The organism is Nonomuraea sp. NPDC049028, assembly GCF_043197735.1.
In the GTDB taxonomy this organism is placed as follows: domain Bacteria; phylum Actinomycetota; class Actinomycetes; order Streptosporangiales; family Streptosporangiaceae; genus Nonomuraea.
On the sequence record NZ_JBICTR010000011.1, the window covers coordinates 272,705 to 296,911 of the forward strand.

Genomic DNA, 24,207 nt, shown 5'->3' on the forward strand with positions numbered 1-24,207 from the left:
TCCGGCACCCGTCCCGTCGGGCGCCGGAGCGGGGGGCGCCGGAGGGGGTCAGGTCAGGCGGAACTCCAGGTCGGTGTCCCAGTTGTTGAGGTCGGGCTCGACGCGGGGATCCGTCTGGTAGAGCTCCAGGCGGCAGCCCCACAGCTCGGTGTCGCCGTCGCGCGTCATGTCCCACTTGAGGCCCTGCTCGGTGCCCCAGGTCAGGAGGTTCTCGATGACGCCCCTGAGCTGGTCGGGGTGGCCGTGGTGGCGTACCGTCGCGTAGCGCCCGGCCGGCAGGTGGGCGGCGAAGATGTCCCTTTCGGGGGTCACCGGGGCCGCGACCGGCACGCCCGCCTCGACTTCCAGCCGGTCGGCCGGCATGTCGATGGCGAGGTACCTGAGGAACGGCGCCCCGGCGGGTGCCACCCCTCGCTCGGCCAGCCAGCCGATCAGCTCACCGATGCGGTCGGCCACCAGGCCGAAGGTGGTCATGCTGATGGTCCCGCGGACCCCCACGTAGGGGCGGTCGGGATGGTCAATGATGTTCGGCATTGTTTGCCCTCCTTCACTCACCTATACGAGGCGGGCCCGCGAAACTCATCGGCAGGCCGAAGAGCGGGAACAACCGCGGGTCCAGATACGTGGTCGTCCCGCTGACCCGGTCTCCAGAGACCTCGACGACCAGCAGCGCGAACGGCTCGCCCTTCAGGTACTGCCCGAACGCCGGAGAGCCGTTGGCCGTGCCCGCCGGGACCAGGCGGGAGCCGCCGCAGGGCGCGTCCGCCGCGAGCATGGCCTTGCGGATGTCCTCTCTGCCCCGCAGCCACCACGCGAACGGCGGCATCGACATCGTGGCGTCCTCATGGAGCAGCGCGACGAGCCCCGACACGTCATACCGCTCGAACGCGTCCACGTACCGGGCCAGCAACCGCTGGTCCACCTCGCCGCCACCGGCAGGCACCTCGGAAAGCGTCGCCCTGGCCCGCTGCAAAGCGCTGTTGACCGAGGCGACGCTGCCCTCCAGCAGCTCCGCCACCTCGGCCGCGCTCCAGCGCAGCACGTCGCGCAGGATCAGCACCGCCCGCTGCCGTGGTGGGAGGTGCTGCAGCGCGGCCACGAACGCCAGGCGTACCGTCTCCCTCTCGACGGCGAGCTCGGCGGGATCGGAGGGGAGCACCCGGCGGTCGGGAATCGGCGTGATCCAGGCCTGGCCGGGCAGCGGCGGGCCGAGGTCGGGGCCCGGTGACCCGGCGGGGCCGAGGTCCATGGCCCGCGCCCGCCGCTGAGCGCCCCGCAGCATGTCGAGGCAGACGTTGGTGGCGATGTGGAACAGCCACGAGCGGAGCGGCGCCCGGGCAGGGTCGTAGCGGTCGAGGCCGCGCCATGCCTTGACCAGCGTCTCCTGCACCGCGTCCTCGGCCTCGAACCCGGAGCCCAGCATCCGGTAGCAGTAACCGGTCAGCTCGGCACGGTGCCGCTCCAGCTCCTCCACTAGACCGGGGTCACCTCGATCTGGAGCTCCGTCACCCATTCGGCCAGGTCGTCCGGGCAGTGCAGGGAGATCTCCCTGGCCAGGCCGCTGGACCGGTAGCCGTTCGCCTCGATCCAGTGCGCCAGCGCCTGGAAGGTCGGGCCCACCTCCTCCATCGGGCCATGATGGATGATCGTCGCCGCCGTCTCGATGCGCGGCAGAGTGACGAACTGGACGTCGTACTCGTCCTTCTCTTCCGCCGTGAAGGGGAACGCGACGTGCACCATCACCGCGCCGTCGTCTTCGGGGATGTAGTACGCGATACCGGGACCCGCTATGGTCACCCGCGCCGACTCCAGCCGCCCGCATAGCTCGACGAACAGCGGCTTGATGACCGGCCCGATGTCCTCGCCCTCGTAGCTGGCGGCCCGCGCGCTGAGTTCGGCGACCCTGGTCGCGGCGATCTCCTTGAGCACGACCTCGTCCGTGTGCATGTGCCCCTCCGTCTCGATGGTCCGGAGCCTCGCCTCGACGCCGCGCAGCCTGGCCAGGTCGGCGCTGATCCGCGCCTCCAGCTGGGCGCGGCGCAGGCGTACCATGCCGTGCAGTTCTTCCGTGCTGACCTTGTCATCGAGGATCGCCCTGACCTGCTCCAGCGTGAAGCCGAGGTCCTTGATCGCGACGATGCGGTTGAGCCTGGACAGCTGCGCCGCCTGGTATGAGCGATAGCCGGTGACGGGGTCCACGTGCGCGGGGCGCAGCAGCCCGATCGCGTCGTAGTGGCGCAGCATGCGCACGGACACGAGCCCGAGCCTGGCGAAGTCTCCGATACTGAACATGACCCCTCCAGGTGTAGGGCCTGACACGGTGTCAGGGTCAACAACCTCGGCCGGTCAGCCCAGCACGACCGTGGCTCGACCGGGTCAGCCGATCACCACCGTTAGCCGATCACGACCGCCATCACCACGAGCGCGATCGCCGCGGCGAGCACCGCGAACGAGTCGATCGCCCAGCTGGCGCGCGCGGGCGGGGCCTCCGCATCGCGGCGCCTGGCCGACTCCGCCCGTTCGGTGATCTGCTGCCCCACCCAGTCGGCGTGCGTCTTCCCGGCGAACGCCTCCGCGGCCGCCTGCTCCGCCTTGCTCAGCGTGGGCTCGGTCTTGAAGCGACCGCGTTCCTGCCTCGGCGTGGCCCGGCGCTGCGCCCTGGCCCGCTCGCGCGCCGTGCTCATCGGCGTCCACAGCCGCAACACCTGCTCGGCGCCGTAGCGGACGTTGATGGTGTGGGAGACCACCACGTCGTTCACCGACGCCCACGGCACGAACGTCGAGCGGAGCGGGTTGCGCCCCACCAGCCCCTCCTCGGTCACCACGGTCGCGGGGCGGAGCGCGACCAGGTAGACCACAGCGGTGAGCGCGCCCAGCACGGCGCCCGCCACCAGCGAGGGCTTGCCGTTGTAGCGGGCGGTCAGATCCCAGATGTTGAAGGCGACGAACGCCAGCCACACCCAGCCGAGCACGAAGGCGGTCTTGGACCGGTAGGTCTCTTTCACGGCTGCCACTTCATCCGCGCGAATCCGGGCTTGATCACACCGTTGATCAGCGCCAGCCGCTCATCGAACGGGATGAACGCCGACTTCATCGCATTGACCGTGAACCACTGCAGATCATCCCAGCCGTAGCCGAACGCCTCCACCAGCTTGTCGAACTCCAGCGACACGTTGGTGCGGCTCATCAGCCGGTTGTCGGTGTTGACCGTCACCCTGAAATGCAGGCGGCGCAGCAGCCCGATCGGGTGGTCGGCGATGGAGTCGGCGGCTCCGGTCTGCAGGTTGGAGGTGGGGCACATCTCCAGGGGGATGCGCTTGTCGCGGACGTAGGCGGCCAGTCGGCCCAGCTTGGCCGAGCCGTCCTCCGACACCGAGATGTCGTCGATGATCCGCACCCCGTGGCCGAGCCGATCGGCGCCGCACCACTGGATGGCCTGCCAGATCGACGGCAGCCCGAAGCCCTCGCCCGCGTGGATGGTGAAGTGCGCGTTCTCCCGCTGCAGGTATTCGAACGCGTCGAGGTGCCTGGTGGGCGGGTAGCCGGCCTCGGCCCCGGCGATGTCGAACCCCACCACCCCGCCGTCCCGATATCGTACGGCCAGCTCGGCGATCTCCATCGACCGCGCCTGATGCCGCATCGCGGTCAGCAGCGTGCCGACCTTGATCCCGCGCCCCTCGGAGCCCTGCCGGAACCCGTCCAGCACCGCCTCGACCACCTGATCGAGGCTGAGCCCCGTGGTGGTGTGCTGCTCGGGCGCGAAGCGCACCTCGGCGTAGACGACCCCGTCGGCCGCCAGATCCTCCGCGCACTCGGCGGCGACGCGGGTCAGTGCCTCGCGCGTCTGCATGACGCCGACGGTGTGCTGGAAGGTCTCCAGGTAGCGTTCGAGCGAGCCTGAATCGGCCGCCTCCTCGAACCACTCGCGAAGGTTGTCGGCGTCGGTCGTGGGCAGTTCGCCGTAGCCGGAGTCGCGAGCCAGCCCGACGATGGTCTCGGCCCGCAGGCCGCCGTCGAGGTGGTCATGCAGCAGCACCTTGGGCGCCCGTTGGATCTCGTCAAGCGTGGGCCTCATCCGCCCATGATATGCGTCTTCCGCCGACGAACTCCCGGCTCCAACTGGGCCGACATCGGCCCGTGTCGCCGCTCACCCCACGGCTTTGAGGATCGCGTCGAACTTCTTGGTGAGCTTGATGGCGGTGGTCTTGTCGGCGTTCACGAAATAGACGCTCACCAGCCGGTCAACGCTCTCCACCAGTCCCTCCGCCACGGCGCCGTCACGGTCGCACACGATCGCGCCGTCAGCGGCCGACGATTCGCGCACCTTGCCGTCGTACCCGGTGCACGACTCGGTGAATTCCTGGCGAACGGCGGCGACGTCCTTCCCGCCGACGGTGTCGGTCCTCAGCACCAGCGGATCCGACCCCGCCTGCGGAGCGTCCGCCGCCGTGTAGAGACACACGCTCGCCTTGACCGATTCGAGGGTCTCCAGCGGGTGGTCGTCCCTCTTCTCCTTCAGCTCCCAGCTCAGCCCCGTGGCTTTGGAGAGCTCTTCCACGGTGAGCGAGCAGCCGCTCGCCGTCTTGGTTCCGCCGCTTCTGGCCGTTTCCGCCTGGGGTCTACATCCGGCGAGCAGCACAGCGGCGATGGCTAAGCCGAGCACGTACGCGCGAGCGGCGGTCGGACGTGTCATGGCGGAGCCTCCAGATCACTTGGGCGCCCCGGCGGCCGGTGCCTCCCGTATTGCGTTCTTTCAGCCCATTAATAGAGGCATCGGCTTACATCCCTCTTGATCAACGCTTGCCACGCGCTCCTCTGGGAGGCGGTCAGATATGGCGTGGAGGACGACTTCCAGTGCCTGGGAATACGGAAACCGTCAATCCTCGGCGCGGTTGGCCCCGTCCGGGGAGAAGGCGGGCAGGCAGACGGCGATGTACTCGGCGCCGTCCGGGCCGGTGCTGTAGCGGATCTTCTCGCCCGGGTCCGTGACGATGGACTGGCCCGCCGTGACCTCGGTCGTGCCGTCGGCGTGTTCCACCAGGAGCGTGCCGCGCAGGACGACGGTGTATTCGGTGAACGAGGGCGTTTGTGCGGGCTCGTCCCAGCCGGGCGGGGCGACCATGTGGGCGATGGAGATCGCCTCGTCGCCGCTGTTGACGCGGCCTACGTGCTCGTCGATGAGCTTGCCGCCGGGCACCGGGATGCGGGTAGCCGCTTCGATCTTTCTAACCACCAGGTCAGTGTGCCACGTCGATGACCAGCCGGTCGGGATCGGACTGCTCCTTCAGCTCGAACGCCGCCTGATGGTTGAGCACGAGGCCGACACCGACGCGGCCCTCGAAGTCACCGGTCTTGACCACATGCGTCACGTTGCCGAGGTTGGCCGGGAAGATGGGCCCGCCCTTCCAGGTGGGCCTGCCCTTGGCGTCGTGGGCGTCGGCGGGCGCGAGGATCAGCTGGAGGTACGCGCCACCGGGCAGGTCGAACTCCTCGCCCGAGCCGTCCTGCAGCAGTTTGTCTACCCATTTGACGTTGTAGCCGGGCATGGAGCCCTTGATGTCGATCACCACGCGGTCGTAGGTGTCGTGGGCGGCGTAGCGGACGTTCTGCACGACCGCCGGGTCGCCGATGTTGTGCTGTACATCCACCTCGACCGTGCTCGTCGGCGCCGCCTTCCGCGTGCCCGTGTCGACAGAGATGGAGGACGAGGAGGTGGACGTGGACGTGGACGTCCGACCGCGTGACGTCGATGGGGTAGCGACCCTCGGTGGGGCGGTGGGCTCGGCTGACGCGCTCGTGGTCGCGCCGCTCCCAGTGCCGCCTGGCGAGGCCGTACCGCACGCGGTCAGTACGAGGAGACAGGCCAGAGCGGCGGCGTGGGCCGGGCGGCGTCGCGACGGATGCCCGAGCGCGGGTGGCGGGCGCATAGCAGATTGATTCCCCAGTTCAGAGGATCACAAGCGGCGCGGCGCGCGAGTGGCACGAACATGGGCCACCCATAGCCGACGCGTGGGGAGCGCAAAGAGCGAGAAGGCCCCGCGCGGTACGCGGGGCCTTCTCAACGAATCGGACGTCTAGGTCGTCAGACCGTCTCGTACACCTTCGCCTCTTCCTGCGGGGCCGCCACCGGCTTGCGCACACGCAGCCCGGTGGCCGAGATCGCCACCCCGACCAGCGCCAGCACCAGCGACACCACGATCGCCGAGCGGAGCGACTCGATCGACAGAGTGGTGCCGTTGGAGGTGAGCACCGCCGAGACCACGGCGAGCACGATCGCGCCGCCCACCTGGCCGGAGGTGTTGAGCAGCCCGGAGGCCAGCCCCTGCTCGTCGTCGTGCACGCCGTTCGTGGCCTGGATGTTCAGCGGCGCGAAGGACAGCGCGAACGCGATTCCCAGCAGCAGCATGCCGGGAATGACCAGACCGCCCAGGCTGGGGTGCTCGTCGATGCCCAGGAACATCGCGTAGCCACCGGCCAGCGCCGCCGCGCCGATGATGGTCAGCTTGGTAGTGCCGAACCTGTCGGCGAAGTCGCCCATCTTGGTCGAGGTGATCGCGACGAGCACCCCGGCGGGCAGGAACGCCAGCGCGGTGCCGAGGGCCGACCAGCCGAGCAGGTTCTGGAAGTACTGCATGGCCACGAACTGGAAGGCCACGTAGGAGCCCATCAGGATGAGCAGCCCCAGGTTCGCCCGGACGAGCGAGCCGGAGCGCAGGATGCCCAGCCGGACCAGCGGGTGCCTCATCCGCAGTTCGGCGAGGACGAACAGGCCGAGCAGCGCGGCGACGGCGACCAGCGAGCCGATCGTGCGCAGCGAGGTCCAGCCGGCCTCGGGCGCCTGGACGACGGTGAAGACGAGCAGCAGCATCGAGGCGGTGATCAGCACGGCGCCGATCAGGTCGTGGCCGCCTTCGGCCCGCTCCTCCTGGCCGCGCGGCAGCACCCTGAGCGCGGCGATCAGCGCGATGATCGCGACCGGCACCGGCATCAGCAGCGTCCACCGCCAGCCGATCTCCGTCAGCAGGCCGGACAGCACCAGCCCGAGTGAGTAACCACTGGCGCCACACGCGGTGAAGATGCTGAGCGCCTTGTTGCGCTCAGGCCCCTCGGGAAACGTGGTGGTGATGATCGAAAGGGCGGCCGGCGCGGTGAAGGCGGCGCCCACTCCCTTGATGAACCTGGCCGCGATCAGCAGAGCGCCGTCGTCCACCAGACCACCGAGCAACGACGCGACGGCGAAGACACCCAGCGCGACCAGGAACACCCTGCGTCGCCCGAGCAAGTCGGCGGTCCTGCCGCCCAGCAACAGAAGACCGCCATAACCGAGCACGTAGCCGCTGACAACCCACTGCAGAGAAGAGGTAGAAAGGCCCAGGTCGTGCTGGATGGCGGGCAGCGCCACGCCGACCATCGACACGTCAAGGGCGTCAAGGAAGATCACTGCACAGAGCACGGCGAGCGCGCCCCAACGGGATGAGTGAGAGGACATGGGTCAGTACACTACATGCATCCGCATCTAATGCAAACGCATTTAATTCCGTTGCATCAGTTTTAGCGAAGTGGTAACCTCCGCGACATGGACGAGGAGTTCGTGGTCGGGACCTGGCACTACGTCCTGGCGAAGCACGCCAAGGCGATGTGCTCGCTGGAACGCGAGCTGGGTGACAAGCACGGCCTGGGGCCGAGCGAGTTCGAGGTGCTGGACCGGATCGTCCATCACGACAAGAAGCTGCGGATCCAGGAGCTCTGTGACGAGGTTCACCTGAGCCAGAGCGCGCTGTCCAGGGTCGTGGCGCGGCTGGAGAAGGCTCAGCTGGTCTCGCGCGGGGTATGCGACCAGGACCGCCGTGGCGTCTTCGTCTGCATCACCGAGGCGGGGAGAGCGCGCCACAAGGAGGCCCTGCCGACGCAGCGCGCCGTCCTCGCCGACATCTTCGCCGACGCGCCCGTCCTCGTACGCTGAAGCTGCGGCACAAAGCACCGACGCCCGAAGCCGCCGGCGCCCGTGTACTAGGCCGTGATCCGGTCCAGCACCAGAGGCAGCACCTCGGCGCTCCCCGTCCCGACCTCGTAGCCGCCCTGCAGTGCCGCCAAGGCCCGCTCGAAGCGACCCGTCTCGTCCGCGTGCAGCGTCATCAGAGGCTGCCCCTCACGTACGAGGTCGCCCGGCTTGGCATGCAGCATGATGCCCGCCCCGAACGACACCGGATCCTCCTTACGAGCCCGCCCCGCCCCCAACCGCCAGGCCGCCAGCCCGACGGCATAGGCGTCCAGGCGTGACAGGACCCCTGAGGCAGGCGACTCGACCACCATGGTCTCCGCCGCCCTGGGCAGGATCGCGTCCGGGTCGCCGCCCTGGGCGGTGATCATCCGGCGCCAGGCGTCCATGGCCGAGCCGTCCGCCAGCGCCCGCGCCGGGTCAGGACCGGAGATCCCGGCCGCCTCCAGCATCTCCCGCGCCAGCCGTACGGTCAGCTCCACGACGTCCGGCGGCCCGCCGCCCGCCAGGACCTCGACCGACTCCTCGACCTCCAGGGCGTTGCCCACGGCGCGGCCCAGGGGGCGGTCCATGGCGGTGAGCAGGGCGACCGTGCGCACGCCCGCGTCGGTGCCCAGCGCGACCATCGTCTCGGCCAGCTCGCGGGCCCGCTCCGGCGTCTTCATGAACGCGCCCGAACCCACCTTGACGTCGAGCACCAGCGACCCGGTGCCCTCGGCGATCTTCTTCGACATGATCGACGACGCGATGAGCGGGATCGACTCGACGGTGCCCGTGACGTCGCGCAGGGCGTACAGCTTCTTGTCGGCCGGGGCGAGGCCCGAGCCGGCGGCGCAGACGACCGCGCCCGCCGAACGGAGCACCGAGAGCATCTCGTCGTTGGACAGCGAGGCCCGCCAGCCGGGGATCGACTCCAGTTTGTCCAGCGTGCCGCCCGTGTGGCCGAGGCCGCGGCCCGAGAGCTGCGGGACATAGGCGCCGCAGGCGGCCACCAGCGGAGCGAGCGGCAACGTGATCTTGTCGCCGACGCCGCCGGTGGAGTGCTTGTCGGCGGTGGGCCGGTCCAGCGCGGACCAGTCCATCCGCTCGCCTGAGCGGATCATCGCCTGCGTCCAGCCGGCGATCTCGCGCCGGTTCATGCCGTTCAGCAGGATGGCCATGGCCAGCGCGGACATCTGCTCGTCGGCGACCTCGCCGCGCGTGTAGGCGTCGATCACCCAGTCGATCTGGGCGGCCGTCAGCTCGCCACCGTCCCGCTTGGCGACGATGACTTCGATGACGTCCATAGACATCAGGCGGACCTCGACAGGTCGTCGGGGCCGAAGGCGTAGGGCAGGATCTCGGCCATCCGCTTCGGTCCGTCCACGGTCTCGACCAGCAGCTCCTCGCCGCCGAACTCGAAGAGCAGCTGGCGGCAGCGCCCGCACGGCATCAGGAGCTCCCCGTGGCCGTCCACGCAGGTGAAGGCCACCAGCCGGCCGCCGCCCGAGGAGTGCAGCGCCGAGACCAGGCCACACTCGGCGCACAGGCCAAGGCCGTAGGAGGCGTTCTCGACGTTGCAGCCGGTGATGACGCGGCCGTCGTCAACGAGCGCCGCCGCGCCGACGGGAAACTTGGAGTAGGGCGCGTACGCGTTGTGCATGGCCTCGATGGCCTCCGTGCGCAGGCCGTCCCAGTCGACGTTCAATGCTGTTCCCCCCGGCGATAGCGCACGCCGTCGGCCTTGGGCATCCGCAGTCGCTGCGAAGCCACCAGGAGCACGAGCAGCGTGAGCACGTGTGGTGTGATGAAGACGAATTCGTTCGGCAACTTGTCGACGGTCAGCCACAGCCAGATCAGCACGATCGTGCCCGCGGCGGCCGCCGCGATCAGGTTGTACTCCCTGGCGCCCCTGGTGACCATCTCCGCCGGCTGGTCGGACGACAGCAGCGCGCGCACCTTGGTGCCGATGTAGATGAGCAGCAGGATGGCACCGAACAGGAAGAACGCCGTGACGGCCCCGGAGCTGCGCAGTTGCAGGCCGCTGGCGTAGCCGAACAGCGAGGCGCCCGCGGCCAGCCCGCCGGGCCGCCAGTTGCCGAAGATCATGGCGGCCAGGCCGATGAACCCGCGGCCGGCTGTCTGGCCCTCGACGTACTTGGTGGAGATGAAGACCAGGAACACGCCGCCGAGCCCGGCGAACGCGCCGGAGATGACGACGGCCACGTACTTGATCAGGTAGACGTTCACGCCCAGCGACTCGGCCGCCCACGGGTTCTCGCCCGCCGAGCGCAGCCGCACGCCGAACGCCGTACGCCAGAGCACGAAGAACGTCAGCGGGAGCAGCAGCACGGCCAGGATGACCAGTACGTTCACCTCGTGGGTGAGCCCGCGCAGGATGCCCGCGACGTCGGAGATCAGGAACCAGTGGGTGCGCTCCAGGCTGCCGAGCCAGTCGGGGCCCGCCGAGAACAGCGGCAGGCTGGGCTCGGGCGCCTCCGACGACATGGCCGGCGAGGTGGTGATGCCCGCGCCCGCCGCGGCCGCGCGGGTGCCCTCTCCGTAGAGGACCTCGGACAGGAAGCGGGTGATGCCGGGGCCGAGCAGGTTGATGGCGACGCCGCTGATGATGTGGTCGACGCCGAACGTCACGGTCGCGACCGCGTGGATCAGCCCGCCGAGCGCGCCCGCGATCAGCCCGGCGACCAGCGCGGCCATGAAGCCCCACTGGTATCCGGCCCAGCCGGCGAACCAGGTGCCGAGCACCATCATGCCTTCGAGGCCGATGTTGACCACGCCCGCCCGCTCGGCCCACAGGCCGCCGAGCCCGGCCAGGCCGATCGGCACCGACAGCATCAGGGCGGCGTTGAACGTGCCGGACGAGGTGATGTCGTCCTGCCCGGAGACGACGCGGACCACCGACATGACCAGGATGAGCACGGCCACGCCGATGAGCGCCAAGTGGTACCGGCTGACCTTTGTCATGCTGTCACCTCAACGGGAGTGTTCCTGCCGAGCTGCTGAGCGGCCCGCCGTTCCTCGCGCCGCAGCGCGATCCTGCTGGTGATCTCGTTGGCGATGACCACCAGCAGCACGATCGTGCCCTGCATGATCATGATGACCGACGGCGGCACGTTGGCGAACTGCAGCGGGCCCTGCGCGTGGTCCAGGAAGCCGAACAGCAGCGCCGCGATCGCGATGCCACCGGGTTGGTTCCGGCCGAGCAGCGCCACGGCGATGCCCAGGAAGCCCAGCCCCGGGGTGAAGTTGGAGCCGAAGGAGTGCTTGTCGCCGAGGATCTCCGGCATGCCGATCAGCCCGGCGATCGCGCCGGAGAGCACCATCGCGGAGATGACCATCTTCTTCGGGCTGACGCCGGAGGCCAGCGCGGCCGAGGCGTTGAGGCCGCTGGCCTTGACCTCGAAGCCGAACCGGGTCCGCTCCAGCAGCACCCAGAGCCCGATGCCCAGCAGGACGGCCACCAGGAGGAAGCCCCACAGACCGCCACCACGGGGCGCCGGCAGCCCGAACATCTCGAACAGGACGTTGAGGTTGGGGAACCAGGCCGACTCGGGCAGCGCGGGCGTCGTGGTGGTGAGCACGCCCTTGGCGCGCTCCCCCGTGAAGGGACCGCGGACGAGGAAGGCGGCCAGGTTGATCGCGATGTAGTTCAGCATGATCGTGGAGATGACCTCGTTCACCCCCCTCGTCACCTTCATCACGGCGGGGATCAGCGCGTAGAAGCCGCCCACGACCATCGCCACCACGATGATCACCGGGATCTGGATCCAGGCGGGCGCCACGAACGTGGAGCCGACGTACGCGGCGCAGATGGCCGCGATGCGATATTGGCCCTCGACGCCGATGTTGAAGAGGTTCATGCGGAAGCCGACGGCCACGGCCAGGCCCGCGATGTACAGCGGCACGGCCCGGTTGAGCATGGTCGTGATGCCGTTGACCACCGCCCGCTCGGTCTCGCCGAAGTCGAAGAAGGCGGCGAACGCGGCCTCGGGGCTGGCCCCCGCCGCGATGATCGCGACGCTGGAGATCAGGATCGCCAGGATGATGGCGGCGACGGCGCCGGCGACGGTCAGTAGCGCCCGGTAGAGCCCGGCGGGCATCACGTCTCCTCAGTGCTGGTGATGGCGCCGGTCATATAGCCGCCCAACCGCTCGGGTGTGACGTCGGACGGGTCGAGGCGGGCGACGAGCCGCCCGCCGTAGATCACCCGCAGCGTGTCGGACAGGCCGATGAGCTCGTCGAGGTCGGCCGAGATCAGGAGTACGGCCAGGCCCGCCGCCCTGGCGTTACGCAGGTGGTCCCAGATCGCGGCCTGCGCGCCCACGTCGACGCCGCGGGTGGGGTGGGCGGCGATGAGGAACTTCGGCTCACCGCTCATCTCCCGCCCGACGATCAGCTTCTGCTGGTTGCCGCCCGACAGGGCCAGCGCCAGCGTGTCGACGCTCGGTGTGCGGACGTCGTAGTCCTTGACGATGCGTTCGGTGTCGGCCCTGGAGGAGCGCCGGTTGACCCAGATGCCCTTGCGCGCGGGCGGCCTGGTCTGGTGGCCGAGCACCCGGTTCTCCCAGAGCGAGGCCTCCAGCAGCAGACCCTGGCGGTGGCGATCCTCGGGGATGTAGCCGATGCCCGACTCGCGGCGTTTGAGGGTGGACCACGTGCTGATGTCGGCGCCGTCGAGCGAGATGTGGCCGTGCACGGGCCGCATGCCCATGATGGCCTCGATCAGCTCGGACTGGCCGTTGCCCTCGACCCCGGCGATGCCCAGGATCTCGCCCTTGTGGATCTCGAACGACACGTCGTCGAGGAGCAGCCGGCGGCCCTCCGCGCGGAGTTTCTCCACGTACAGGGGGATCGAGGTGCCCTTGGGCACCGGACGGAAGCCGTCGGCCTCCATGGTCAGGCCGGACACCGTCAGCGCCGGCTCGTCGGTCACCGTGGACTCGCGCGTCTCGGGCGTGGGCAGCTCGCTACCGACCATGAGCTCGGCCAGCTGCCGCGCGGTGACCTCGCCGGGGTCGACGCTGGCGACCGTGGTGCCGCGCCGGATCACGGTGATCGCGTCGGCGATGCTGAGCACCTCGTCGAGCTTGTGGGAGATGAAGATGACCGTCAGCCCCTCGGCCTTGAGCTCGCGCAGGTTGTCGAAGAGCTCGTCGACCTCCTGGGGTACGAGCACCGCGGTCGGCTCGTCGAGGATCAGGATGCGCGCGCCACGGTAGAGGACCTTGAGGATCTCCACTCGCTGCCGGTCACCGACGCCGAGGTCTTCCACCAGCCGGTCGGGGTCCACCCGCAGGCCATGACCGGCGGCCAGCTCGCTGATGCGCGCGCGGGCCCCGGCGGAGTCGAGCCGGCCGCCCTTCTTCGGCTCGGCGCCGAGGACGATGTTCTCCAGCACGGTGAAGTTGTCGGCCAGCATGAAGTGCTGGTGGACCATGCCGATGCCCGCGTTGATGGCGTCGCTCGGCGTGCGGAAGGCCACTTCCACACCGTTCACCTTGATCGTGCCCTCGTCCGGCTTCTGCATGCCGTACAGGATCTTCATCAGGGTGGACTTGCCCGCGCCGTTCTCCCCCACGATCGCGTGCACCGTGCCGGGTTCGACGGTGATGCGGATGTCATGGTTGGCGACGACGCCGGGGAAGCGTTTGGTGATGCCCTCCAGCTCGACGGCGGGTTGCACCGCGGCGAGGGTGTCGGCGTTCACAGATCGCTCACCGCTCCTCAATCGCTCCGCTCACTGGTGTCTCCAAGAGCGGATAGGCCGAAGGCCCGGGGTCGGTCTGGACTCCGGGCCCTCGGTCAACGTTCCTACCTCAATTACGGCTTGGACGGAACCGTGATTTTGCCGTCGATGATGTCCTGCTTGGCGGCGTCCAGCTTGTCCTTGATGTCGTCGATCTCGCCACCGGTGGTGGCCAGGCCCACGCCGTCGACCTTGAGGTCGTAGATGGTGTTGCTGCCACCCTTGGCGCCACCCTGGAACGCCTTGACGAACTCGAACACGCCGACGTCCACGCGCTTGAGCATCGAGGTCATGATGACCGACTGCAGGTTGGCCTCCTTGACCGTCTGGCGCTGGTCGGAGTCGACGCCGATGGCCTTCTTCTTGGCCGCGGCCGCCGCCTGGAACACGCCCAGGCCCGAGTCGCCGGCGGCGTGGTAGACGATCTCCGCGCCGTCCTGGTACATCTTCTCGGCCGCGACCTTGCCCTTGTCGGGGGCCTTGAAGCCGCTGAAGTCACCGTCGGGGCTGAGGTACTTGACGTCGATCTTGGCGTCCTTCTTGACCGACTTCACACCGGCCTCGAAGCCCGCCTGGAACTTCTTGATCAGGTCGTTCTCGACACCGCCGACGAAGCCGACGTGGCCGCTCTTGGCCTTGGTCGCCGCGGCGACGCCCGCCAGGTAGGAGCCCTGCTCCTCGGCGAACAGCAGGCCGGTGACGTTGGCCGCGTTCGAGGCGGAGTCGACGACCGCGAACTGGATCTCCGGGTATTCCTCGGCCGTCTTCTTGATGTCGTCGCCGTAGGCGAAGCCGACGCCGATGATCGGGTTGTAGCCCGCGTCGGCCAGCTGGCGGAGCAGCTCGCCGCGGTTGGAGCCGTCGGCCGCGGGGCTCAGCTCCTTGATGTCGGCCTTGAGCTCCGTCTTGGCCTTCTCCAGGCCCGCGTAGGCGGCGTCATTGAAGGACTTGTCGCCACGGCCGCCGACGTCGAAAGCGAGGCCGACCTTGAGCGCGCCGGCCTTCGGCGCCTCACTGCTGGCTCCGGAGGTCGGCGCCGCGCTGGACGTGGCGTCGCTTCCCGTGCCGCCGCTGCCGCCACAGGCCGCGGCCGCCATCAGCATGGCACCCGCTATCGAACCGGCCGCCATCCTGCCGAATCGCTTGCTGAGCAAGGCGACTCCTTTCCATTTCCCCGCCGTCAAACTTCGTCGCAGGCGCGAAGAAATGTACGGCAACCCTGCACGGAAGATAGTTGGTTGACCAGGGCGGACAAAACCGGCACACAGGGTCGCAACCGCTCCGTTATCGACATCACTCGTGTCCGTGACCTGAATCTGCGGATGCGGTCCGAGGACCGGCTCGGGAAGCTTTACCCAACTTTGGACACCGGGGGGCCCTTGCCGTCAGGTCGATCATGGCAGAGATTCCTGATCAACGGTGGATTTTCATCCTGGAGCCCTACATGCATCCTTGGAAGGCCATGATCATGCCCATGGCCGCGATCCTCATCGCGGCCATGGGCGCGGCGCCCGCCACAGCGGATACACCGACCGCCCCGGCTGCGGCCCCGGCGATCAAGATCGAGAACGCTATCAAGATCGAGAACAACGCCACCCAGCCCGTCTTCTCCCGCGCCGACGCCGTCAAGCAGACGGTGTACGTCGAGGTCGCGGGGACCGACAGCGACAGCGACGGCCTGCCGGACCGCGTCGCCGTGGACATCCTGCGCCCGAAGGAGACCGACGAGGGGCTGAAGGTCCCGGTCATCATGGAGGCCAGCCCCTACTACGCGGGCGGCAACGACGTGCCGAACCACGTGGTGGACGTGGACGAGAACGGCAACCCGCTGCCGACCCTGCGCTCGTACGCGAACAAGCTGGCGGCCGAGCCGTTCGACGGCTACTACGACAACTACTTCCTGCCCCGCGGCTACGCGATCGCGCTGGTGGAGAACCTGGGCAGCGGCCGCGCCACCGGCTGCCCCACCACCGGAGACCGCAACGAGACGGCCGGCCCGAAGGCCGCGATCGACTGGCTGAACGGCCGCGCGAAAGGGTTCACCCCGGAGGGCGCGCCCGTCTCGGCCACCTGGTCGACCGGGAACGTGGGCATGATCGGCGTCTCCTACAACGGCACGCTGCCCAACGCGGTCGCCTCGACGGGCGTCAAGGGGCTGAAGACGATTGTGCCCATCGCCGCGATCTCCTCCTGGTACGACTACTACCGGGCCAACGGCGGCGTGCTGGCGGCGGGCGGCTTCCAGGGCGAGGACGCGGACGTGCTGGCCAAGTACGTGCTCACCCGCGCCGACGGGCAGAAGGTCTGCGGGCCCGTCATGGACTACCTGACGGCGACGCAGGACCGGGTGAGCGGCGACTACAGCCGCTTCTGGAACGCCCGCAACTACCTCAACGACGTCGACAAGGTGAAGGCCAGCGTCTTCGTCGTGCACGGCCTCAACGACTGGAACGTCAAGACCAAACAGTTCGCCCAGTGGTGGTACGCCCTGTCCAAGCGCCACGTGCCGCGCAAGATCTGGCTGCACCAGGGCACCCACATGAACCCCTTCAACCTGCGCACCGTCGAATGGCTGCGGCAGTTGCACGGCTGGTTCGACTACTGGCTGTACGGCATCGACAGCGGCATCATGCGTGAGCCGCAGGCGGACGTCGAAATCGCCCCCGGCGAGTGGGGCACTCACGCATCGTGGCCACTTCCGGCCACCAAGCCAGTGGCCCTGCACCTCGGCTCCGGCTCGAAGCTGAACGTCTTCCCGCAGTACACGGCCCGCGAGTCCTTCGTCGACCAGAAGACCCGCACCGCCGAACAGTTGGTGGAGGCGGCCCCGGCCGCGGATCCCAACCGCCTGGCCTACCTGACGCCGGAACTGCCGGCCGCCGTCCGGATCTCCGGCACACCGACGATCTCGCTCCGAGCCGCCCGCGACAGCGGCTCCTCGCCGTATTTGACGGCCCTGCTGGTCGACTACGGCACGGGCACCAGAGCGGACGGAACCCTGGTCGCGACAGGCGAAACCCTCTGCTACGGCCAAGGCGTCCCGGGCGACACGGGCTGCACGACGCTGCGCAGGCTGGGCACGGCAACAACGCCCTACAAGATCGTCTCAAGAGGCTGGCTGGACATCAGGAACCGCCACGACCCGGCACGAACAGAGACCGTCAAACCGTCCCAGGAGTACACCTTCACCTGGGACTTCCAGCCAAAGGACTACCGGTTCGACCAGGGCCACAAGATCGGCCTGATCATCACGTCAACGGACAGGGACTACACGCTCCGCTACCCGGAGGGCTCGAAATTCACTGTCAACCCGGCCAAGTCATCCTTGATCCTGCCGGTGGTCCGGCCATAGGGCGGCCGGGGCCAAGAATACGCACGTCACGGCGCTCAACCCCGTAAACCGGAGGAGCGTTCCCCTGGACAGAGGCCAGCCCCGCCCAGAAGGGTGGGGCTGGCCCATGCTTGCCGTAAAGGAAAATCAAGCACGTACGGTGGGGCGGGCCCGTGCCGACCGTAAGACTCAGGCGAGAACGGAATCGACGACGGGTTCCCAGAGCGCGGTCAGGGCGGTCGCGGCCATGAGGCGGACGCCCATGCCGATCGCCGCCTCGTCGATGTCGAAGGTCCCCTGGTGGATGTCGTACGTCACGCCGCCCGGCGAGCGCGTGCCCAGCCGGGCCAGCGCTCCCGGGATCGACTCGAGGTACCAGGCGAAGTCCTCGCCGCCGAGCGACTGCTGCGTGGGCACCACCGCGCCCGGCCCCAGCGCCCGCTCGACCGCCTCGGCCAGCATGTCGACGCTCATCTCGTCGTTGACCACGGGCGGCACACCGCGCGTGTATTCCATCGTCGCGTCGATCCCGTAAGCGCCGGCGACCGACTCCAGCAGCGACTTGATCAGGTCGGGGGCCGCGTGCCAGGCGTTCTCGTCGAGGCAGCGCACGGTCCCCTCGGCCACGCCGTCGTCGGGGATCGCGTTGGCCGCGGAACCGGCCTGGACCTTGCCCCAGACCAGGCTGAGCGAGGAGCGCGGGTCCACCCGGCGCGAGAGCGCGGCGGGCAGTTCGGTGAGGATCTTGGCGAGGGCGAAGACCAGGTCGGCGGTGAGGTGCGGGCGGGCCGTGTGGCCGCCCGGACCCGACACCTTGATGGCCAGCTTGTCGCAGGCGGAGGTGATCGGGCCGGGCTTGAGCCCGACGTGACCGAGGTCGACGCGCGGGTCGCAGTGGAGGCCGAAAATGCGCTCCACGCCGCTGATGCCGCCGTGCGCCATGACCTCGAGCGCGCCGCCGGGCAGTTCCTCGGCGGGCTGGAAGATCAGGCGGACCCGGCCGGGCAGCAGGCCCGCGGCGGCCTGCTGGGCGAGGAAGATCGAGGTGCCGAGCAGGATCGTGGTGTGCACGTCGTGGCCGCACGCGTGGCAGGCGCCCGGGACGGTCGAGCGGTAGGGCACGTCTTTCTCGTCGTGCAGCGGCAGCGCGTCGATGTCGGCGCGCAGCGCGACCGTGGGGCCGTCTCCGCTGCCCACGTCGCAGATCAGGCCGGTGCCGCGTGGCAGCACCGACGGCACCAGACCGGCGGCGGTGAGCCGCTCGGCGATGCGCTGAGTCGTGCGATATTCAGCGAAGGCCAGCTCAGGATGCATGTGCAAGTCGCGGCGGAAAGCCACCAACTCCTGATCGGTCTCCGTCAGGAACGCGTCGAGTTCCCCCCGAAGCTCACGTCCCCGCATGAGTCACCGTCCCGTCCAATTGCCATGTGATCGTCAACTGCCCGAAGTCACACGGCTTATAGCGCCGTAAATCGTCCTTTGGCCTCGCTGCGGCCGACTGTCCGGTCAGAGCAGCCGTCCGGCGAAAATGCCGCACCCACAGGTTTCGGTGCCAGAGATCGTCAGCACGGGGTTGTGATCCCCTCCTGAGGACAACCCACTGCGGAAACACGGCGGTCGGCCATGAACCCGAAGGCGATGTTCCAACTTTATCTCTTGCGTGTGGCTTCGCGCCGACAGAAACCCCGAAAGCCAGGCGGCTGCATGCCCGTAACCGCAGGTCGTCACACTGAGTGAGGGCGCAGATGGCCCGGAAAATAGTCACAAGGGATCATTAGATGGTGACCCGTGGACACGACTTCCAAACGTGGTCTGCGCTTTCGAATCCTGTCACCTCCCGTCATGGTCATGACACTCCGACGATGGATGCTTTCGCGTAAAATGCGTGTTTCACTCGCAATATGATCACTAAAATCCCGTTCGGGGAGAAGTATGCCGGGTTGAGCATCTTCGAGCCGAGCGAGGGGACCCTGGTGGTCGTACCCTCGCTCTCTCTTCCGCAGGACGAGCTGCGCCGCATCACCGGAGCCAGATGTTACGAGGAGCGCCTGCTCTTCCTCCTCCTCACGCTCCGCGAGCCCGGCGTCAAAGTGATCTACCTCTCCTCCGCGCCCATCGATCCGGACATCATCGCCTACTATTTCGGCTTCCTGCCTGATCCGGATGACGCCGCCAAACGGCTGCGGCTGATCACACTCGACGACCCGCACTCGCAGCCGCTGACCAGGACCCTGCTCTCGCGACCCGAGATGGTCGAGCAGGTACGTGCGGCGATCGACGGCGACGCGTGGATGGTGCCGTTCGTGCTGAGCGAGCTGGAGGAGGAGTTCGCCGCGCTGCTGGGCATTCCCGTGTACGGCCCGGCCACGTCGCTCGCCTATTACGGCTCCAAGAGCGGCTCCCGCGAGATCGGCCAGGAGGCCGGCGTGCCGATGGCCCGCGGGTTCGGAGATCTGCACTCCCTGGCCGAGATCGAGGACGCGATCGAGGCGCTGCCGGGCCAGCGGGTGATGGTCAAGCTGAACGACGGCTACTCGGGGCTCGGCAACGCCATCGTGCCCAAGGGCGATCTGCCGGGGACGAGCTTCTCCGCGTACGGCGAGACCTGGAAGAGCTTCACCGCGAAGATCCGCGAACGCGGCGCGGTCGTGGAGGAGTTCATCGAACACCGCCCGCTGCACTATCCCAGCGCGCTGGCCCGCATCACGCCCGGCGGCCGGTACAGCGTCGTGGCCACCCACGACCAGGTGCTCGGCGGCGCCAACCAGGACGTCTACCAGGGCTGTACGTTCCCCGCGGCGCCGGAGTACCGGGCCGAGGTGGGCGCGTCGGCCGAGCGGATCGCCCGCGTCATGGCGGAGCGGGGCGTGGTGGGACTGTTCGGCATGGACTTCTTCGCGCTGGAGACCGACGCCGGATACGCGGCGCTGCTGTGCGAGGTCAACCTGCGGATCGGCGGCACCACACACCCCTTCGGCGCCGCGGTGCTGACCACCGGCGCCTCCTACGATCCGGGGACCGGGCTGCTCATGGCCGGTGACCAGCCCAAGTACTACACCGCGACCGACAACTGCGCGGCCGGCTGCCTGCGCGGCCGCTCCCCCGGCCAGGTCGTGCGGATGGTCGAGGCGCTCGGGCTCGGCTTCGATCACACCCGTCGTACGGGAAACGTCTTCCACCTGCTCGGGGCGCTCCCCGAACACGGCAAGCTCGGCTTCACCACGATCGGCGACTCCCGCGAGGAGGCCGACGAGCTGCACCGGCTCACTCGCCGCGCGCTTTGCGGAGCCCCTTCCAGCCGATGAGGGCCAATACGATCGCGAGTATGAGGTTGACCGCGATCAGGATGCCGTGCACCACGTAGAAGCTCGTGGGATGGCCGTCTGCCAGGTTAAACCCGAGGTTGATCCACTCGAACACCATGAACACGCCGAGCACGATGAGGAATCCGGCGATCTTTCGCGACATGACCACTTCTCTAGTATCAGGTGCCGATCATCAGGGGATGTGTCGGCACATGTGCAATGACACGAAGCTACGCTGAGACCGCCATGCTGATGAAACCGGTGCCCGTCTCGGCACTCCTCACGGCACTCCTCGCGACGGTCGCGCTCACGGGGACCGCCCAGGCCACGCCGACTCCTACCCCGACTACCCCGACGCCGAAGCCCGTCGGCGGGGATCTGCTGGGCAGTCACGGTTTGGTGAGGCCCGCCGGCATCAAGGCACCGCCGAAGTCCAAGGCCACCTCGTACGTCATCGCCGACCTGGAGACCGGCGACGTGCTCGCGGCCAAGGACCCGCACGGGCGCTACCTGCCGGCCAGCACGCTCAAGACGCTCACCGCGCTCACGCTCATCCCCAAGCTGGACAAGAACCTCAAGGTCAAGCCCAGCCGGAACGCGGTCGACCAGGAGGGCACCGCCGTCGGCCTGACGACCAAGCCGCTCTACAAGGTCGACGACCTGTTCAAGGCGTTGCTGATGTCGTCGGGCAACGACGCGGCGATGGCCCTGGCCGAGACGAACGGCAGCCTGCCCAAGACCATGCGTGACATGAACGCCGAGGCCAAGCGCCTGCAGGCGAACGACACGGTGGCCAAGACGCCCAGCGGGCTGGACAAGCCGGGACAGAGCAGCTCGGCGTACGACCTGGCACTCATCGCACGGGCCGGCCTCGGCAACCCCGACTTCCGGCGATATATCAGTACAAAGGTTGCCAAGTTTCCGGCGCCCAAGAACTACTACGAGATCAGCAACCACAACAAGCTGCTGTGGCGCTACCAGGGCATGATCGGCGTCAAGAACGGCTGGACGTCCAAGGCCCAGGCCAGCTTCGTCGGCGCCGCGACACGTGGCGGCCACACGATCATCGTGACCATCATGCGGCACGAGGGGTACTTCTGGGAGGAGGTGGCGAGCCTGCTCGACTGGGGCTTCGCCGCCCGGGGCAAGGTCACGGCGGTCGGCCGGCTTGTCGACCCGCTGCCGGTCGAACTGCCCGCGCAGCAGGTGACCACCTCACCGGTCGTCACCGCGCCACCGGTGACGGCGCCGCTGCTCGACTCGGCCGCGTCGAAGCAGACCGACACCAGCCGTACGGTGGGTTCGATCGTGATCGGGGGCGGGCTGCTGTTCGGCCTGACCTGGCTGGGTTACGGCATCCGCCGACGGCGCAGCTCACGACGCTGAGGCCGGGGGACCCCATTCGAGGGGGTCAGGTGACCTCGTTCGAGGGGATGGGCGAGGTCGACGGCATGGGCGTGTTCGACGGCATGGGCGTGTTCGACGGGATGGGCGAGGGTGCGGGCGGCGGGCAGAGCCCGGCCGTGGCGGTCCAGGCGGCGACGTACAGGACGAACCTGGCGGAGAAGTTGATCCAGACCAGCAGCCCCACCATGACGGCGAACGCGCCGTAGATCGGGTTGCTCAGCGTCTGCCCCAGCAGCAGCGACGCGACCTGCTTGAGCAGCCCGAACCCGATGGCGCCGAGCAGCGCCCCCCTGGCCAGCACCCGGAAGGGCTGGGTGGCGCGGCCCACCCAGCCCAGCAGGATCAGGAACAGCACCCAGTCGGCGGCCGCGCTGGCCAGCAGTCCCACCAGCCAGAGCGTGCCGGTGGTCACCGGCGCGCTGCCCAGCCCGAGAGTCTCCGCCATCCCGGTCGTCGCCTGCGTGGCGGCCCCGCCGACCAGCACCGACACGATCATGGTCACGCCGAGCAGGATCAGGGAGATCAGGTCGCGCAGCTTGGCGACGAAGAAGTTCGGCGGCGGGGCCGTGGTCATCGACATCTCCCACAGCGCCCCGCGCAGCGCGTCCACGGCGCCCAGCCCCGCGTAGAGCAGACCGGCCAGGCCGATGATCCCGGCGGTCGCCCTGGCCTGGGCGATGGCCTGGAGGTCGATCTGGTCGGCGAGTCCCGGCAGCTGGTCCTTGATCGCCGACTCGAGCGTGCTGATGGCGTTCTGGTCGTACGACAGGACGTAGCCGAACAGCGCGTACGCGAGCGCGACCAGCGGGAAGAACGACAGGAACGCGAAGTAGGTCACCGCACCGGCCAACCGATCGCCGAACCGCAGCTGGTAGCGCTGCACGGTCCTCATCAGGTGGTCGATCCAGAGGCGGCGCACCCGCCAGGACTCGATGACGCGGCCACTCCGGGCCTTGGCCGACTCGACGCGTGCCATCACCTTCGCCAACACCGCCGCGCGCCGCCTTCCGAGGTGCCCCGCCGTCGCCATGCACCTGCCCTGGCTACCGCTCTTCTACCACGGAGCCCGGCACTCAGGAGTTACGCGCTTGTGACGACGGCGCGGGCGGACTCCGCGAGCCTGGCGAGCACCTCCGTGACGTCGTGGTGCAGCAGCCTGCCGCCCCGCTTGACCACCCGTCCGCCGACCAGGACGGTGTCGACGGCGCTGGTGTCGGCGTTGAGCACCACCGCCCCGATCGGGTCGTGCGCGGCCGCCATGCCCAGCGTGCCGGTACGCAGCAGTACTAGGTCGGCCTGCTTGCCGACCCGCAGCGAGCCGACGGTGTCACCGAGCCCGACCACCTCGGCGCCTTCGATGGTGGCCATCCGCAGCGCGTCACGGGCGCGGAACCCCATCCCTTGCCCGTCCGGGCGGCCCCGCTCCAGCGTGAACGCGGTCCGCATCAGGCTGAACATGTCACCAGGCGCACACGTCACGCTGTCGATGCTGAGCGAGGTAGGGATCCCGGCGGCCCGCGCCCGCCCACTGATCGGGTAGCCGATGCCGAGGGTCATCTCGTCGATCGGCGACACGGACACGCCGCCGCCGCTGTCGGCGATGAGCTTGAGCTGGTCGTCGCTGTAGTGGTTGGCGTGCACGTACGTCGTGCGCGGCGCCAGCAGCCCGTTGGCCTTCAGGAACGCGAGCCCCTTGGTGGAGCTCTCCCTGCCGTGGCCGCCGAGATGCGCGGTGACGGGCAGGTCGAGCTCGCGGGCCAGCCGCCACTCGGCCAGCGCGTCGTCCTCACTGACGATCTCCGGCCCGAGCGCGGCGATCGCCATGGTCACCAGACCCGCCGTGCCGAAGTGCTCGTCATGGACCCGGTGCCCCTCCTTGTGCAGGTTCTCCCGCGGCCCGCCGTGGCAGTAGCCGAAGATCGCCCTGATGCCCGACTCGCGCAGCGCCCGTACGGCCGAGTCGGTGTGCTCGGGCGTGAACTGCACGTGCGACCAGTCGAGCAGCGTGGTGATCCCGGCGTCCAGGCACTCCAGCGCGCCGGCCAGGTTGCCCGCGTAGACGTCCTCGGGCCTATAGCCGGGAGCCAGCTCGCCCAGGATGCGCTGCAGATAGCCGCCGAACGTGATGTCCGGCGCGATCGCCCTGATCCCGGCCTGCCAGGTGTGCCGGTGGCTGTCGACGAACCCCGGCAGCACGATCATCCCGGTCGCGTCGACGACGTCCGCCCCCGGCACCTCGGGCAGGTCCGGCCCCACCTCGGCGATCCGGCCGCCCTCGACCCGCACGTCCACCCGCCCGAGCACGACAGGCTCCGGCTCGGTGTCGACGACGATCCCGTTCTTGATCAAAGTAATTGCCATGCTGAAAAGCTTAATAAGAAGCTTTTCAGAAAGCAATACATCGCCAAGTATCCTCGAC

General features: G+C 68.8%; 23 protein-coding genes. 4 read left to right on the forward strand and 19 right to left on the reverse strand.

Going from position 1 to position 24,207, the window contains the following annotated elements; genetic code table 11:
• Nucleotides 1–48: 48 nt before the first annotated feature.
• From ACGFJ2_RS40245 to ACGFJ2_RS40285, 9 genes are all read right to left on the reverse strand, one after another.
• Nucleotides 49–534: a GyrI-like domain-containing protein gene (locus ACGFJ2_RS40245; RefSeq protein ID WP_393477539.1), complete on the reverse strand. Its 486-nt coding sequence runs from the start codon at nucleotides 532–534 to the stop codon at nucleotides 49–51.
• A 13-nt stretch (nucleotides 535–547) separates the two neighbouring features.
• Nucleotides 548–1,513 carry a sigma-70 family RNA polymerase sigma factor gene (locus ACGFJ2_RS40250; protein ID WP_393477541.1) on the reverse strand — a complete coding sequence of 322 codons (966 nt, stop codon included), beginning with the start codon at nucleotides 1,511–1,513 and terminating at the stop codon, nucleotides 548–550.
• Nucleotides 1,474–2,292 carry a MerR family transcriptional regulator gene (locus ACGFJ2_RS40255; protein ID WP_393477544.1) on the reverse strand — a complete coding sequence of 273 codons (819 nt, stop codon included), beginning with the start codon at nucleotides 2,290–2,292 and terminating at the stop codon, nucleotides 1,474–1,476. Before ACGFJ2_RS40255 ends, ACGFJ2_RS40250 begins: the two co-directional genes overlap by 40 nt.
• 101 nt (nucleotides 2,293–2,393) lie before the next feature.
• Nucleotides 2,394–3,005, reverse strand: a complete 612-nt coding sequence (locus ACGFJ2_RS40260) for a PH domain-containing protein (RefSeq protein WP_358179657.1) — start codon at nucleotides 3,003–3,005, stop codon at nucleotides 2,394–2,396.
• On the reverse strand, nucleotides 3,002–4,075 hold the full coding sequence (locus tag ACGFJ2_RS40265) for an adenosine deaminase (protein WP_357948660.1): 1,074 nt from the start codon (nucleotides 4,073–4,075) through the stop codon (nucleotides 3,002–3,004). Before ACGFJ2_RS40265 ends, ACGFJ2_RS40260 begins: the two co-directional genes overlap by 4 nt.
• A gap of 72 nt (nucleotides 4,076–4,147) precedes the next feature.
• Nucleotides 4,148–4,693, reverse strand: coding sequence for a hypothetical protein (locus tag ACGFJ2_RS40270; protein ID WP_358179656.1), 546 nt, complete (start codon nucleotides 4,691–4,693; stop codon nucleotides 4,148–4,150).
• Nucleotides 4,694–4,876: 183 nt separating this feature from the next.
• A complete protein-coding gene (locus tag ACGFJ2_RS40275) occupies nucleotides 4,877–5,233 on the reverse strand; it encodes a cupin domain-containing protein (protein WP_357948654.1) in 357 nt (118 codons plus the stop codon).
• Nucleotides 5,234–5,237: 4 nt separating this feature from the next.
• Nucleotides 5,238–5,648, reverse strand: coding sequence for a hypothetical protein (locus tag ACGFJ2_RS40280; protein WP_357948652.1), 411 nt, complete (start codon nucleotides 5,646–5,648; stop codon nucleotides 5,238–5,240).
• 434 nt (nucleotides 5,649–6,082) lie between these two features.
• Nucleotides 6,083–7,489, reverse strand: coding sequence for an MFS transporter (locus ACGFJ2_RS40285; RefSeq protein WP_393477548.1), 1,407 nt, complete (start codon nucleotides 7,487–7,489; stop codon nucleotides 6,083–6,085).
• 87 nt (nucleotides 7,490–7,576) lie between these two features.
• Here ACGFJ2_RS40285 and ACGFJ2_RS40290 point away from each other — a divergent pair, with 87 nt between their 5' ends.
• Complete coding sequence (locus tag ACGFJ2_RS40290; RefSeq protein WP_357650985.1) at nucleotides 7,577–7,963, forward strand: MarR family transcriptional regulator; 387 nt, start codon at nucleotides 7,577–7,579, stop codon at nucleotides 7,961–7,963.
• A gap of 47 nt (nucleotides 7,964–8,010) precedes the next feature.
• Here ACGFJ2_RS40290 and ACGFJ2_RS40295 read toward each other — a convergent pair whose 3' ends face one another.
• The 6 genes from ACGFJ2_RS40295 to ACGFJ2_RS40320 form a co-directional block, all read right to left on the reverse strand.
• A complete protein-coding gene (locus ACGFJ2_RS40295; RefSeq protein ID WP_393477550.1) occupies nucleotides 8,011–9,285 on the reverse strand; it encodes a thymidine phosphorylase in 1,275 nt (424 codons plus the stop codon).
• Between the two features lie 5 nt (nucleotides 9,286–9,290).
• Nucleotides 9,291–9,686, reverse strand: a complete 396-nt coding sequence (locus tag ACGFJ2_RS40300) for a cytidine deaminase (RefSeq protein ID WP_357650981.1) — start codon at nucleotides 9,684–9,686, stop codon at nucleotides 9,291–9,293.
• Nucleotides 9,683–10,963: an ABC transporter permease gene (locus ACGFJ2_RS40305; RefSeq protein WP_357948640.1), complete on the reverse strand. Its 1,281-nt coding sequence runs from the start codon at nucleotides 10,961–10,963 to the stop codon at nucleotides 9,683–9,685. The genes ACGFJ2_RS40300 and ACGFJ2_RS40305 overlap by 4 nt, the downstream gene beginning before the upstream one ends.
• On the reverse strand, nucleotides 10,960–12,099 hold the full coding sequence (locus tag ACGFJ2_RS40310; RefSeq protein WP_357948638.1) for an ABC transporter permease: 1,140 nt from the start codon (nucleotides 12,097–12,099) through the stop codon (nucleotides 10,960–10,962). Before ACGFJ2_RS40310 ends, ACGFJ2_RS40305 begins: the two co-directional genes overlap by 4 nt.
• Nucleotides 12,099–13,706 carry an ABC transporter ATP-binding protein gene (locus ACGFJ2_RS40315; RefSeq protein ID WP_393477554.1) on the reverse strand — a complete coding sequence of 536 codons (1,608 nt, stop codon included), beginning with the start codon at nucleotides 13,704–13,706 and terminating at the stop codon, nucleotides 12,099–12,101. Before ACGFJ2_RS40315 ends, ACGFJ2_RS40310 begins: the two co-directional genes overlap by 1 nt.
• A 113-nt stretch (nucleotides 13,707–13,819) precedes the next feature.
• Entirely contained in the window at nucleotides 13,820–14,899 is a 1,080-nt protein-coding gene (locus ACGFJ2_RS40320; RefSeq protein ID WP_357948633.1) for a BMP family ABC transporter substrate-binding protein, read from the reverse strand.
• 290 nt (nucleotides 14,900–15,189) lie between these two features.
• Here ACGFJ2_RS40320 and ACGFJ2_RS40325 point away from each other — a divergent pair, with 290 nt between their 5' ends.
• Nucleotides 15,190–17,097: a Xaa-Pro dipeptidyl-peptidase gene (locus ACGFJ2_RS40325; protein ID WP_358179650.1), complete on the forward strand. Its 1,908-nt coding sequence runs from the start codon at nucleotides 15,190–15,192 to the stop codon at nucleotides 17,095–17,097.
• Nucleotides 17,098–17,265: 168 nt separating this feature from the next.
• Here ACGFJ2_RS40325 and ACGFJ2_RS40330 read toward each other — a convergent pair whose 3' ends face one another.
• Entirely contained in the window at nucleotides 17,266–18,477 is a 1,212-nt protein-coding gene (locus ACGFJ2_RS40330; RefSeq protein WP_358179648.1) for a M20 family metallopeptidase, read from the reverse strand.
• 500 nt (nucleotides 18,478–18,977) lie between these two features.
• Here ACGFJ2_RS40330 and ACGFJ2_RS40335 point away from each other — a divergent pair, with 500 nt between their 5' ends.
• Nucleotides 18,978–20,381 (forward strand): peptide ligase PGM1-related protein, encoded by a 1,404-nt coding sequence (locus ACGFJ2_RS40335; protein ID WP_357948624.1) that lies wholly within the window; start codon nucleotides 18,978–18,980, stop codon nucleotides 20,379–20,381.
• Here ACGFJ2_RS40335 and ACGFJ2_RS40340 read toward each other — a convergent pair.
• Nucleotides 20,341–20,544 (reverse strand): SCO4848 family membrane protein, encoded by a 204-nt coding sequence (locus tag ACGFJ2_RS40340; protein WP_393477558.1) that lies wholly within the window; start codon nucleotides 20,542–20,544, stop codon nucleotides 20,341–20,343. The genes ACGFJ2_RS40335 and ACGFJ2_RS40340 overlap by 41 nt on opposite strands.
• An 83-nt stretch (nucleotides 20,545–20,627) precedes the next feature.
• On the opposite strand from ACGFJ2_RS40340, the gene ACGFJ2_RS40345 reads away from it, so the two are divergent.
• Nucleotides 20,628–21,767, forward strand: a complete 1,140-nt coding sequence (locus tag ACGFJ2_RS40345) for a D-alanyl-D-alanine carboxypeptidase (RefSeq protein WP_358179646.1) — start codon at nucleotides 20,628–20,630, stop codon at nucleotides 21,765–21,767.
• A 25-nt stretch (nucleotides 21,768–21,792) separates the two neighbouring features.
• Here the strand turns inward: ACGFJ2_RS40345 and ACGFJ2_RS40350 are convergent, their stop codons facing one another.
• Complete coding sequence (locus ACGFJ2_RS40350; RefSeq protein ID WP_393477561.1) at nucleotides 21,793–22,764, reverse strand: YihY/virulence factor BrkB family protein; 972 nt, start codon at nucleotides 22,762–22,764, stop codon at nucleotides 21,793–21,795.
• A gap of 104 nt (nucleotides 22,765–22,868) precedes the next feature.
• Nucleotides 22,869–24,149: an amidohydrolase family protein gene (locus ACGFJ2_RS40355; protein ID WP_393477564.1), complete on the reverse strand. Its 1,281-nt coding sequence runs from the start codon at nucleotides 24,147–24,149 to the stop codon at nucleotides 22,869–22,871.
• Nucleotides 24,150–24,207: the final 58 nt, after the last annotated feature.

Excerpts from the sequence above, each read along its gene's own strand:
- ACGFJ2_RS40305 (WP_357948640.1), bottom strand. The coding sequence starts at position 10,963 with ATGACAAAGGTCAGCCGGTACCACTTGGCGCTCATCGGCGTGGCCGTG.
- ACGFJ2_RS40255 (WP_393477544.1), bottom strand. The coding sequence starts at position 2,292 with ATGTTCAGTATCGGAGACTTCGCCAGGCTCGGGCTCGTGTCCGTGCGC.
- ACGFJ2_RS40290 (WP_357650985.1), top strand. The coding sequence starts at position 7,577 with ATGGACGAGGAGTTCGTGGTCGGGACCTGGCACTACGTCCTGGCGAAG.
- ACGFJ2_RS40345 (WP_358179646.1), top strand. The coding sequence starts at position 20,628 with ATGCTGATGAAACCGGTGCCCGTCTCGGCACTCCTCACGGCACTCCTC.
- ACGFJ2_RS40245 (WP_393477539.1), bottom strand. The coding sequence starts at position 534 with ATGCCGAACATCATTGACCATCCCGACCGCCCCTACGTGGGGGTCCGC.
- ACGFJ2_RS40285 (WP_393477548.1), bottom strand. The coding sequence starts at position 7,489 with ATGTCCTCTCACTCATCCCGTTGGGGCGCGCTCGCCGTGCTCTGTGCA.
- ACGFJ2_RS40325 (WP_358179650.1), top strand. The coding sequence starts at position 15,190 with ATGCATCCTTGGAAGGCCATGATCATGCCCATGGCCGCGATCCTCATC.
- ACGFJ2_RS40265 (WP_357948660.1), bottom strand. The coding sequence starts at position 4,075 with ATGAGGCCCACGCTTGACGAGATCCAACGGGCGCCCAAGGTGCTGCTG.
- ACGFJ2_RS40310 (WP_357948638.1), bottom strand. The coding sequence starts at position 12,099 with ATGCCCGCCGGGCTCTACCGGGCGCTACTGACCGTCGCCGGCGCCGTC.
- ACGFJ2_RS40340 (WP_393477558.1), bottom strand. The coding sequence starts at position 20,544 with ATGTCGCGAAAGATCGCCGGATTCCTCATCGTGCTCGGCGTGTTCATG.
- ACGFJ2_RS40295 (WP_393477550.1), bottom strand. The coding sequence starts at position 9,285 with ATGGACGTCATCGAAGTCATCGTCGCCAAGCGGGACGGTGGCGAGCTG.
- ACGFJ2_RS40250 (WP_393477541.1), bottom strand. The coding sequence starts at position 1,513 with ATGGGTGACGGAGCTCCAGATCGAGGTGACCCCGGTCTAGTGGAGGAG.
- ACGFJ2_RS40335 (WP_357948624.1), top strand. The coding sequence starts at position 18,978 with ATGATCACTAAAATCCCGTTCGGGGAGAAGTATGCCGGGTTGAGCATC.
- ACGFJ2_RS40330 (WP_358179648.1), bottom strand. The coding sequence starts at position 18,477 with ATGCGGGGACGTGAGCTTCGGGGGGAACTCGACGCGTTCCTGACGGAG.
- ACGFJ2_RS40350 (WP_393477561.1), bottom strand. The coding sequence starts at position 22,764 with ATGGCACGCGTCGAGTCGGCCAAGGCCCGGAGTGGCCGCGTCATCGAG.
- ACGFJ2_RS40355 (WP_393477564.1), bottom strand. The coding sequence starts at position 24,149 with ATGGCAATTACTTTGATCAAGAACGGGATCGTCGTCGACACCGAGCCG.
- ACGFJ2_RS40270 (WP_358179656.1), bottom strand. The coding sequence starts at position 4,693 with ATGACACGTCCGACCGCCGCTCGCGCGTACGTGCTCGGCTTAGCCATC.